This is a genomic window from Streptomyces sp. NH27 (genome assembly GCF_056859195.1).
This window is the reverse complement of record NZ_JACEGK010000232.1, coordinates 1-11,733: the sequence shown is the minus strand read 5'-3', so window position 1 is coordinate 11,733 and position 11,733 is coordinate 1. Positions and strand designations below refer to the sequence as shown.

The window sequence follows — 11,733 nt, the reverse complement described above, 5'->3', positions numbered from 1 at the left end:
CGCCACCCGTAGCGCCGCCACGTCCTCGGGCGTACGCCGGACCGCCGCCAGCCGGGCGGCCTGGACCTCCAGCATCGCGCGCACCTCGTAGACGTCGGCCAGGGCGGCGCGCCGTAGCCGGGCCGGCCAGTCCTGGACCGGGCGGTCGGCGATGACGAAGACCCCCGCGCCCTGCCGGGTCCGCACCATTCCCGCGCCGGCCAGCGCCCGCAGCGCCTCGCGCACGGTGGAGCGGCCCACGCCGAGCAGGGTGGCGAGCGTGGTCTCGCCGGGCAGCTTGGTGCCCACCGGCCACTGCCCGCCGGTGATCTGCTCCCGCAGCCGCTCCGCCGCCTGCTCCACCAGCGGGCTGGGCCGCAGCGAACCGAGCGTCATCGCCGTCTCCACCTCTTCGTCCACCCTTGAGGGGCCCGACTCTATCGGCTGGAATGACCTCTCAGCTTGTCTGAGGACCTGAGATGTGGTTAAGGTATCCACCATGACGCAGTGGAGCCTTCTTCTCGGCCGCCGCGGCGGGGCCTGAGAGACCGGCACCCCGCCGCGGGGTTTCGTGCTGCCGGTCGACCACCGGCGACCACGAACGGAACGGCCCCGTCATGACCACGCACACCGCAGACCACCCGGGCGGCGGCGCCCGCCCGGGCGACCCGCACACCACATCGCGACCGACCGCCGCCGTGTCCGGTGCCCGGCCCGACGCCTCCACCGGAAGCGGCCCCGACGGCGATGCCGCCGCCCCCGCGCTGCGCACCCCGGCCGGCCCGGTCCCCGAGAGCGCCCCCTGGTGGAACCCGCAGCGCGGCAGCGCGATGCCGTACCACCGCTACCGCCCCGCGCGGGAGCGTGTCGAGGTGCGGACCGCAGGCGGACGGTACTGGCCCTTCCAGCGGATCGAGCAGGCGCCCCTGTGGGTCCCGGTGGACCTGCGGGACGGCAACCAGGCGCTCGCCGAACCGATGGACCCGGCCCGCAAGCGCCGGATGTTCGACGTCCAGGTCGCGATGGGCTTCAAGGAGATCGAGGTCGGCTACCCCTCGGCGAGCCGCGCCGACTTCGACTTCGTCCGCCACCTCATCGAGTCCGGCGCGGTGCCCGACGACGTGACCGTGGTGGTGTTCACCGCCGCCCGGGCCGACCTGATCGAGCGGACCTTCGCCTCGATCGCGGGACTGCCGCGCGCCGTGGTGCACCTGTACACCGCGACCGCACCGGTCTGGCGCGAGGTCGTCATCGGCCGGGAACGGGCCGAACTGCGGTCGCTGATCGAGGAGTCGGCGACCTTGATGGCCCGGCTCGCCGACCGGCGGCCCGGCGTGCGCTTCCAGTTCTCGCCCGAGGTCTTCAACCTCACCGAGCCCGACTACGTCCTGGAGGTCTGCAACGGCCTGACCGAGCTGTGGGACGCCGCCCCGGACCGCCCGGTGATCCACAACCTGCCGGCCACCGTGGAGATCGCCACGCCCAACGTCTACGCCGACCAGATCGAGTACATGCAACGCCATCTCGACCGCAGGGACGCGGTGATCCTGTCGGTGCACCCGCACAACGACCGCGGCACCGGCGTGGCCTGCGCCGAACTCGCCCTGCTCGCCGGGGCGCAGCGGGTCGAGGGCTGCCTGTTCGGCAACGGCGAGCGCACCGGCAACGTGGACCTGGTCACCCTCGCGCTGAACCTGCACACCCAAGGCGTCGACCCCATGCTGGACTTCTCCGACATCGACGCGATCCGCGCCACCGTCGAGTACTGCAACCGCCTGCCGGTGCCCGGCCGCCACCCCTACGTCGGGGACCTGGTGCACACCGCCTTCTCCGGCACCCACCAGGACGCCATCAAGAAGGGCTTCGAGCACCACGCCCGCCGCGCCGCCGAGTTGGGCCTGCCGCCGGCCCAGGCGCCCTGGGACGTGCCCTACCTGCCGATCGACCCCGCCGACCTCGGGCGCGACTACGAAGCGGTGATCCGCGTCAACAGCCAGTCCGGCAAGGGCGGTATCGCCTACCTGCTCAAGGACCGGTACGGCCTGGACCTGCCGCCGGCCCTGCGCGCCGACTTCTCCCGGATCGTGCAGGCCGCCGCCGACGACAGCGGCGAGGAGGTCACCGCGAAGGCGCTGTGGGATCTCTTCCAGGCCGCCTACCTCGCACCCGCCGACCGCGGTCCGCTCACCCTGACCGGCTGGCGCGCCGCCGAAGTCGCCCCGGGCCGACACGAGTTCACCGGCATCCTGCACGGTGCCGACGCCACCGCACCGGACGCGTCCGACCGCGGCCGTACGGTCACGGGCACCGGCAACGGGCCGCTGTCCGCGCTCGCCGACGCGCTGGCGGCCGCGGGCGTCTCCGTACACATCGAGCACTACGCGGAACACGCCACCGGTCCCGGCCCCGACAGCGCCGCGGTCGCCTACGTCCGGATCAGGTCGGGCGAGGACGTCTGGTGGGGCGCCGGGCAGGACACCTCGGTACTCACCGCCTCGGTCCGTTCGGTGCTGGCCGCCGCCAACAGGGCTCGCGGACAGGCGTCATGACGGTCACCGACGCGAACGCGCCTCCGTAGTGGGGGAGGTGACGGATCAGGCCGTGTCGCGGAACCATCGGACGGTCCGGTCCAGGCCCTCTCGCAGGGGGGTCGGCTCGACCTCGGGGAACAGCGAGCGCAGCCGGGTGTTGTCGGCGTGGGAGTGCCGGACGTCCGCGGGGCGGGGCGCTGTGTGCTGCGGGCACAGCGCCGTCCCGGTCGCCCGTTCCAGTTCCGCGATGAGTCCCGGCAGCGTGATCCGGGTGCCGTAGGCGAGGTTCACCGGTTCGGGGTCGGCGACCGCGCCCAGTGCGGCCTGGGCCAGTACCCGGCAGACGGTGGCGACGTAGGTGAAGTCACGGGTCTGGTGGCCGTCGCCGTGCACCGTCAGGGGCCGGCCGGTGCTCGCTGCGCTGATCCAGGCCGGCACCACGGCGGCGTAGGCGTGACCGGCGGGCCGCCGGGGCCCGTAGACGTTGAAGAACCGGAACGGAAGGATCGGCAGGCCGTAGGAGTGGTGGTAGGCGCTCAGGTACGCCTGACTGCCCGACCTGTCGCACGTCGCCGAGTCGGCCCGGACGCTCGGCGTCCTGCTCCCCTGAACCGCCGCGATGCGCCGCCGGGCGAGGGCGGGCGGTCAACTCCCGGCCGCTGAATGGTATCGCTACCATATTGATCAAGCTTCCCCGGGCGGGCTCGTTGTCGGATTTTCCGCGCGATGCCGGGAGTCGGGTTCGCATGCGCAACGCCGCTGCCTGCGCAAATGCCTTACCTGGCACCGGAGATGGCGGATGCGGCGATGGCGTTACCGAAGCGTTATAGGTGTGGGTATGGGGAGGGACGTGATGATAGCGATAGCATCCCCGGTCATGCGCCAGGTGGACCGACTCGCATCGGAGGTACTCCACGCATGCGGCTGACAGGGGCACGGATTTGGCGCTCGCCGACGACCCTTCAGTGCCGGCGAACCGCTTCCCGGGGCAGGAGTACCGGCGCCGCGGTGGCCGGCGCGAAGATCGGGAACGCCCGATGGCACCCACCGTGATCACGCCGCCCCCGAGCGCCGAGCGACGCGAGCCGGGCGGTCGCGCGCGACAACCGGTCGTGCGCCTGACCGGGCATCACCCTCGGGACGGCACCGGCCCGGCCCAGGTGATCATCACTGACACCGACATGACGGGTGTCCCGACTCGGATGATCAACGATATCGGCCTGAAGCGGGTTTGGGCCCACCCCTACCGGTCCGGATCCGCGGTCGCCGTAGCGCTGCTCGCCGGATCCTGACCCGGCCTCGCTGCCCGGAATGCCAGCGGGACGCCCCTTCGACAGGGCCCGCATCCCGCCGCAAGGAGGTCTGAGAGCCCGGCCCGCCAGGCCGAGGCGATCGGCTGCACGGTCCGCTTCGAACTCCTTCACACTCACAACGTTCGGAGGTTCGATCATGTCAGTGCCTTCCATGGGGACACCCCGCCAACCAGGCAGACCGGTGTTCCGGCGCGTGCTCGCCGTGCTGCTCACCGTGGTCATCGCCGGGTTCGGGGCGCAGCTCGCGCCGAGCCGCGCGGCTGCGCTCGGGACGCTGCCACCAGTGGTCCAACCGATCTTCACGATCGGGACGCCCGATCAGTCCGATGCGGAGTTCGCGCTTGCGCCCGGTGGATACAACAACTACTCGGCCAGGTTCCCGTCCGACGTGACCTACACCGTGGGCACCAGCACGGCGGCCGACTGGTCCTACCTCCAGCCGGGGCCTTCGGACCCGTGGGCGGGCAGCAAGCAGCACCCCTTCACGATCGACTACTCGCTCACGGCGGCGCAGGCCGCGGGCGGCGTCACGCTCCAACTCGGCTACGTCGACACGCACAACGCGGCGCCACCGTCCGTGCGGATCACCTCGAACGGGACGGTGGCCGACACGGCAACGGCTGTGGCAGGCGGCGGTGTCGGCGCCTACGGGGCCAATCGGGCGGTCAGCGCCAGCAACTCACTGACCCGGCCGTCGCAGTTGGGCTTCCTGGTCCCGGCCGCGGATCTGCGCACCGGGGCGAACACACTGGTGATCACCGACATCGCCGGGTCGTGGGCCGCCTACGACTCGGTCACGATGCTTCCGGCGCCGACCTCGACCGGCCAGGTCCAGGTTCTGTCGATGAGCCCGACGGTGCTGTTCAAGAAGGACCCGCACGGGATCGACGAGCAGATGGTCGATATCGGTGTGAACAACACGTCCGGTTCCGGCGCGGTGACCTTCACCGCGAGCATGAGCGGCGGGCAGACCGAGACCACCTCCCTGACGGTTCCGGCGGGCCGGTCCACGCAGCGCGTCGCGGTGCCGCCGGCCCCGGCCGGTGGTCCGGCCGAGGTCGACATCAGCGCGGCGCTGGGCGGACAGTCGGGCACGTACTCGATGAACCTGCCCTACCAGAAGCGCTGGCAGGTGGATGTCATCGACGGCAGCCATCTTGACATCGGCTACCACTACGACCAGGACACCACCCGCCAGGTGCAGGACGCCTACCTGGACGAGGCGGTGACCTTGTGCAACAAGACCGCGAACTATGCGGACAACGAGAAGTTCCGCTGGACCGTCGAGCAGTCCTGGATGCTCGACAACTACCTCAGCGACCGTTCCGCGACGCAGATCGCAGGTCTGGAAGCGTGTGTCGCATCCGGGCAGATCGAGATCACCGCAGGCTACGACAGCAACTTGCAGGACCTGGCCAGCCCGGAGCAACTGATACGCAGCCTGGCCAAGGCGCGTGCTCTCGCGGCACACGTCGGTGTATCCCCGGTGAGCGCGATCCAGGACGACGTGTCCGGCGTGTCCGCCCAGTACATCCAGATGCTGTCCCAGGAAAAGGTGAAGCTCCTGATCAACGGCGCCAACCCGGGTCACACCGCGCTTTCCGCGACACCGGCGGCGGGACAGTCCAGCACCCCGTACGCGGGGCAGGGCACCCCGACACTGTTCAACTGGCAGGCCCCTGACGGCAGCAAGGTCCTCACGTTCTTCGGGGCCAACGGGTACTACGACGGCTTCTGGACCGTCAACACCGGGCTGCAGTGCCCGCTGGCCCCCAGGTCGAACGACTGCGGTCGCGACCTGCCCGCGCTGCCGTACCAGCCGATCGCCCAACCGTCGGACCTGACGCCGATCGTCAACAACCTCACGAGCAGCGTGTCGACCGAGCTCGAAGGGCTCCAGGTCGGCCGGTACCCGCAGTCGGTCTACCCGCTGCAAACCTTCCTGGACTCGACTCCGCCGATGATCGGGATCTCCGACGTGCTGCACAACTACGCGCAGCAGTACGACTATCCCCGCATCGTGATGTCCACCCCGTCGCGGTTCTACGCCGACGCCACCACCGCGCAGCACGCCACCTCGCCGGACGGCTTCATGCCCGACCCGACATCGACGGACGTGAGCGCGCTGCCCGTGCACAGCGGTGACTACACCGACTGGTGGTCCGACGGGGTCGGCTCGACGGCCTTCGAGACGGGCGAGAACATGCAAGCCCAGTCGCGCACGACCAACGCCGAGACGCTGGGGACACTGGGGACGCTGAACACGCCGGACCCGACGCGCTCCTGCCTGGTGGACTCGGCGTACCAGGACGAGAACCTCTACACCGAACACACCTGGGGCGACGAGGGGCTGGTCTATCCACCGACACAGTGGCCGGTCAAGAAGGCATTCGCCGACAAGGCGGCACGCTTCAGTCAGGATGCCATGGACTCGGCGACCACATCGCTGTCCGCACAGATCGCCAATCCTGGCACCGACCCCGGGCTGGCCGTCTTCAATCCGCTGTCCTGGACGCGCACCGAACTGGTCACCGCCCCCGTCCCCACCGGATGGGCCGGACAACTGGTCGAGCGCGGCAGCGGCGCCGCCGTTGCCTATCAAGCGGTGGACAGCACCCACATCGAGTTCGTCGCAGCGGGCGTCCCCTCCGACGGCTACCGGACCTACGACCTGCACACCGCGAGCAGCACGGCCGGACCACCTGATCCGTCGCTCAGCTGGAACCCGACGACCGGGGTGCTGCAGAACCACTACTACGCGGTGACGATCTCACCGAAGACCGGCACGATCACCTCGGTCGTGGATCGGGTCACCGGCCGCCAACTGGTGGACTCCAGCGCGTCGTCGACGCTGAACCAGTACATCTACCGCCGCAACGCCGGGCGCGACTACAGCTTCACCCAGGGTGGTTCGCCCTCGACGAGCGCGAACCAGTGGTCGCCGTCGAACCCGACCCTGACCGTCCGGGCCAGCGGGCCGATCAGCGTCACCGTGCAGGTCGCCTACCCGGGCACACCTGGCGGGAAGGACGCTTCGAAGAACGACACGGGTGTCGAGTCGCTGGGCTCGACGATCACGCTCTATGCCAACACCTCGCGGGTCGACATCGCCGACTCGATGGACAAGCACCTCGCGGACACCGTCACCGAAAGCGGGCACACGGTTCCCCAGCCCGAGGAGGGCTACTTCGCGTTTCCGTTCCTCGAGAACAACCCCACGGTCACCTACGAGGGCACGGGCACGCCGGTGCAACTGGGCGCCGGACAGATGCCCGGCGCGGCGATGGACTGGCAGTCGATGGGCAGCTATGCCGACGCTTCCAACAGCGGCGGCGGGGTCACCCTGAGCTCGACGGACGCTCCGCTGATCGAATTCGGGCACATCGGCACCATGCAACTCGTCGCCCGTCCCGGACGTCTGGACAACAGCCCGTCCCCCGACCTCAGCGGTGTCCTGCCCACCAACGGGTCGATGTTCTCCTACGCCTTCAACAACCTGTGGACCACCAACTACAACGGCGCACAGTCCGGGCCGGTCACGTTCAACTACTCGATCACCGACCACAGCGACGGCTTCGACGCGACCACCGCGACGCACTACGGGTGGGGGGTGCAGTCGCCACTGCGCGCGGCGCTGCTGCCTGCCGGTCAGGCCGGGACGTACTCCGCGACCGACGAGGCACTGGCATCGGTCGACACCTCCAACCTCGCCGTCGAGACCATCAAGCAAGCCTCGCCGGTGCTCTCTTCGCCGACCCACCCCCTGATCGCACGTCTTCTAGAGGTGGCCGGCCAGTCCGGCACGGCGCACCTGCGGTTGCCGTTCAAGGTCAGCACCGCTGACCTGATGGACCTGGCCGACCAGCCCACCACGGCGCCCGCGCTGACCGTCACCGACTGGGGTGCCGGTTCGCAGATCTCCGTCCCCTACACCGGGCACGGCATCGTCAGTGTCGGCCTCACCCCGACCGCGCCCTACAGTGGCGGCACACCGGTGATGTGCGCGAACGAATTCGGCCTCGCCCCCACCAACTACGCGGACTACCCCACCGCCTTCCCCCACGACGTCGCCTACACCGCCCAGCAGAGCTCGACCGGCGCGGGCGCCACCTACCCGACGGCGACGACACCGTGGGTCGGTGCGACCGGCACCGGGGTCTCCGCACCGCAATGGAGCTACATCCAGCCCGGACCTTCCGACGCCTGGGCCGGCAGCAAGCAGCACACGTTCGCCCTCACGTTCACGCTGCCGAAAGCCTCGACGACAGATCTGACGCTGTCGCTCCGGTTGCTCGACACCAACCAGCTCGGCGCACCCAAGATCGACGTATCGCTCAACGGCGACACCCCGGTCGTCGACCAACTGCCCAACGGCGGCGGCGACGGGTACCGGTGGGGCGACGGCGGCGACGACAGCTCGTACAAGATCGCGCCGATCACGCGTAACTACCCCCTCGACCACACGAAGCTCGTCGCAGGGCAGAACACCATCACGATCACCACCGTGACCGGCTCCTGGCTGGTCTACGACGCGATCGCGATCGGCGGATAATCCGACAGGACCGCTGTTTGAGGGGATGGGCCCGGCAAGCACGGCGCTCATCCCCTCGGCGGGTTCGGAACGCACGCCACCACCAGTCGGCGACCGCCGTCACCAGCGTCCTGGACCGAGGAGCGGGACCACTACCGAGCGGCGACGATCCCCGACGAGCGGGACCTCCACACCAAGGGTGACCCGAGCCGCCCCTGACACCCCACGGGCCGACTGCACTCCAGCCCTCCCACATCGTCCCCGGGTCAAGCCCCGGCCGGGTGGGCGAGAGCGTCGAGCAGGCGCTTGACCGGATTGGTGAGGCCCCACCGTTCGCAGAGCCCTTCGAGGGTGATGGGGTCGAGGGGTTCGTGGGGCAGCGCGGCGTCGAACGCGGGAAGCGGCACATCCGTGGCGACCCGGACCACCTTGGGCGCGACGTCGAGATACGCGGACGCCGCGAGGATGTTGCGGCGGCGGGCCGGCGTGAGCTTGGAGAACGGCTCCTCGGCGGCGGCACGGACACCGGACAGGTCGCCGTAGAGGGTGATCAGTTCGGCCGCGGTCTTCTCGCCGATCCCCTTGACCCCGGGCAGGCCGTCGCTCGGGTCGCCGCGCAGCGCGGCGAAGTCGGCGTACTGGTCCGCCCGCACCCCGTAGCGGGTCGCGATGGTCTCCGCGTCGATCACGTCGCAGTCGCCGACGCCCTTGCGCGGGTAGAGCACGCGCACCCCACGGTCGTCGTCGACGAGCTGGAAGAGGTCGCGGTCGCCCGTGACGATGGCCACGGGCGTGGTCGAGGCGGTGGCCAGGGTGCCGATCACGTCGTCCGCCTCGTAACCCGGCACGCCGACCCGGGCGATGCCGACCGCGTCGAGCACCGCCTCGATCACCGGGACCTGCGGCGAGAGTGTGTCGGGCACCTCCTCGCTGCCCGCCTCGGGGTCGGCGACGCGGTGCGCCTTGTAGGAGGGGATGAGATCGACCCGCCACTGGGGCCGCCAGTCCGCGTCCATGCACGCCACCAGCGCGGTGGGGGAGTGGTCGGTGACGAGCCGGGCGATGAAGTCGATCAGGCCGCGCACCGCGTTGACCGGGGTGCCGTCGGGCGCCCGCACCGACTCCGGCACCCCGAAGTACGCGCGGAAGTAGAGGCTTGCGGTGTCGAGCAGCAACAGCTCGCCGCCGGTGCGGTCGCCGCCGCCGGGCTTCTCGTTCGTCACGCGGCCAGCATCGCACGCCCCACCGACAGCCCGCCGTACCGTGGGGTGGTGACCGAACATGAGCCCGTCCGACCGGCGGTACGCCGTGTGGTGTCCCTGGTTCCGTCGCTGACCGAGGCGGTCGCCGCGACCGCGCCCGGCCTGCTCGTCGGCGCCACCGACTGGTGCACCCACCCGGCAGACCTCGACGTGGTGCGGATCGGTGGCACGAAGAACCCGGACACGGCCGCGGTCGCCGCCCTCGCCCCCGACCTGGTGATCGCCAACGAGGAGGAGAACCGCCCGCCGGATCTGGCCGAGCTGCGTGCGGCCGGGCTGCGGGTGCTGGTCACCGAGATCCGCTCGCTGCCGCAGGCGTTCGCCGAACTGCACCGGGTGCTGGTCGACGGATGCGGCCTGCGCCGACCCGGCTGGCTGGACGCCGCCGAGTCCGCATGGCGCGACGTGCCACCGGTGCGGACGTACGAGCTTGACGCCGCGGATGAGCCCGACGCCGCGCGCCCGTACGAGCTTGACGCCGCGGATGAGCCCGACGCCGCGAACGGGCCCGAGCACGTACGCCCCGGCGGGCTTGCACCGGCGGCCGGGCGCCGCCCCCGCGCGATCGTGCCGATCTGGCGCCGCCCCTGGATGGCGCTCGGCCGTGACACGTTCGCCGGCGACCTGCTCGCCCGCCTCGGCGTCGACCACGTCCTCGCCGGCCACGACGAGCGCTACCCGCGCTTCGACCCGGCCGACCTGCCCGCCACCGACCTCGTCGTACTGCCCGACGAGCCCTACCGTTTCACCGCGGACGACGGCCCCGAGTCGTTCCCCGGGCTGCCCGCCGCGCTGGTCAGCGGACGGCATCTGACCTGGTACGGCCCCTCGCTCGTCGAGGCCCCCGCGGTCGTCGGGGCGGCGCTGCGCGGTGCCCGGCCGTACCCGGCGCGGTCGGCCCCCGGCGCGCGCCCGCGGCGGGGACACGGTCCGGGCGGTGCCGGGCCGGGGGCGTGACCGGGATGTGACCCCCGTCCTTACAGGATTCTCATGCTGGGGCCATAAGGTGACGCCGTGACGACGACGACCCCGCCCGGCTGGTACCCAGAGCCCGGGCACACAGGCAACGGCCCGGCCATGGAACGCTGGTGGGACGGGAACACGTGGACGGAGTACACCAGGACGGCGCCCGTGCCGGCCGGTGCCCCCGCGAGCGGGCAGCAGTTCTACGGCGGCCCGCCCTCCTACGCGCCGTACCCCTCGGGTGACGTCATAGGCTCGCCGGGCGGCGGCAACCGGCGCCCGCGCACCGTGGCGATCGCCATCGTGGTCGCGCTCGTCGTCATCGGCGGCATCGTCGCCGCGGTCGTCGCGGTGGGCGGGAACAGCGACGACAGCGCGGACAAGAAGAACAACCCCACGCCGAGCGCCACCCCGCCGCACCGCACCGGCCCGCCGCAGAACCCGCGGTCGCAGAACCCGGACGACCCGAGCAACCCCGGCGCCCCGTCCGACGGCGGCCCGGCGGTCGACCTCCTCGACGGCATCAGCCTGCCGGTGCTCGACGGCTGGACCGGCGGCACCGCCCAGGACGGCAGCGCCAGCATTTCCGTCGGCAGCTACGACTGCCCGAACGACACGACCGGCCAGCAGTCCTGCTCGCTCGGCGGTGCCTACTCGATGCCGGCGAAGTCGCTGAAGATCACCGCGACCACGGCCGAGGCGGCCGCCAAGCAGGACATCGCGGGCAACGCCGCCGCCTCCTACAACTCCGACACCTACGGCGCGACGACCTCGCACCAGCAGCTCCAGTCCGACGCGATCACGGTCGCCGGACAGCAGGGCTACCTGGTCCGCTGGAAGGTCAACACCAAGTCCGGCACCGGCGGGTACGTCGAGTCGCTGGCGTTCCCGTCGCCGAGCCACAGCAGCCAGATCGTCATCGTCCGGTTCGGCTTCGACATCACCGCCAAGGCGCCCGGCCAGGACGTCATCGACCAGATCACCCAGGGCATCAAGGCCGACAGCAGCGGCGCCTCCAGCGGAAGCACCGGCGGCGCCGGCGTCTGACCGCCCGCCCGCCGGGCGGCTCCTCCCGATCGGCCCTGCGCGTACGCGCCCGAGCAGCCGACGGGCCCGGGCGCCTGACAGCCCTGGCAGCCGAGTCGGCCTACGGT

8 protein-coding genes are annotated in these 11,733 nt (G+C 71.1%); 5 read left to right on the top strand and 3 right to left on the bottom strand.

All coding sequences use genetic code 11. The features are described 5' to 3' along the window. The coding region (locus tag AC13HU_RS19820; RefSeq protein ID WP_483043235.1) for a FadR/GntR family transcriptional regulator at positions 1–375 on the bottom strand (375 nt) is incomplete at its 3' end. 221 nt (positions 376–596) lie between these two features. Between AC13HU_RS19820 and AC13HU_RS19815 the strand changes: the two genes are divergently transcribed. Next, the gene (locus AC13HU_RS19815) at positions 597–2,528 is read left to right on the top strand and encodes a 2-isopropylmalate synthase (protein ID WP_483043231.1); all 1,932 of its coding nucleotides are present in this window, start codon (positions 597–599) and stop codon (positions 2,526–2,528) included. A 45-nt stretch (positions 2,529–2,573) separates the two neighbouring features. Here the strand turns inward: AC13HU_RS19815 and AC13HU_RS19810 are convergent, their stop codons facing one another. Beyond that, entirely contained in the window at positions 2,574–3,050 is a 477-nt protein-coding gene (locus tag AC13HU_RS19810) for an NAD-dependent epimerase/dehydratase family protein (RefSeq protein ID WP_483043234.1), read from the bottom strand. A 401-nt stretch (positions 3,051–3,451) separates the two neighbouring features. Between AC13HU_RS19810 and AC13HU_RS19805 the strand changes: the two genes are divergently transcribed. Continuing rightward, complete coding sequence (locus AC13HU_RS19805) at positions 3,452–3,802, top strand: hypothetical protein (protein WP_483043230.1); 351 nt, start codon at positions 3,452–3,454, stop codon at positions 3,800–3,802. A gap of 157 nt (positions 3,803–3,959) precedes the next feature. Beyond that, a complete protein-coding gene (locus AC13HU_RS19800) occupies positions 3,960–8,375 on the top strand; it encodes a polysaccharide lyase family protein (RefSeq protein WP_483043229.1) in 4,416 nt (1,471 codons plus the stop codon). A 245-nt stretch (positions 8,376–8,620) separates the two neighbouring features. Here AC13HU_RS19800 and AC13HU_RS19795 read toward each other — a convergent pair whose 3' ends face one another. Then, positions 8,621–9,529: a 5'-3' exonuclease gene (locus AC13HU_RS19795; RefSeq protein WP_483043233.1), complete on the bottom strand. Its 909-nt coding sequence runs from the start codon at positions 9,527–9,529 to the stop codon at positions 8,621–8,623. 135 nt (positions 9,530–9,664) lie between these two features. On the opposite strand from AC13HU_RS19795, the gene AC13HU_RS19790 reads away from it, so the two are divergent. After that, complete coding sequence (locus AC13HU_RS19790) at positions 9,665–10,573, top strand: helical backbone metal receptor (RefSeq protein WP_483043232.1); 909 nt, start codon at positions 9,665–9,667, stop codon at positions 10,571–10,573. 57 nt (positions 10,574–10,630) lie between these two features. Further along, positions 10,631–11,626 (top strand): DUF2510 domain-containing protein, encoded by a 996-nt coding sequence (locus AC13HU_RS19785; protein WP_483043228.1) that lies wholly within the window; start codon positions 10,631–10,633, stop codon positions 11,624–11,626. Positions 11,627–11,733 lie beyond the last annotated feature (107 nt).

Coding starts and splice junctions, on each gene's coding strand:
- AC13HU_RS19815 (WP_483043231.1), top strand. CDS start 597: ATGACCACGCACACCGCAGACCACCCGGGCGGCGGCGCCCGCCCGGGC.
- AC13HU_RS19800 (WP_483043229.1), top strand. CDS start 3,960: ATGTCAGTGCCTTCCATGGGGACACCCCGCCAACCAGGCAGACCGGTG.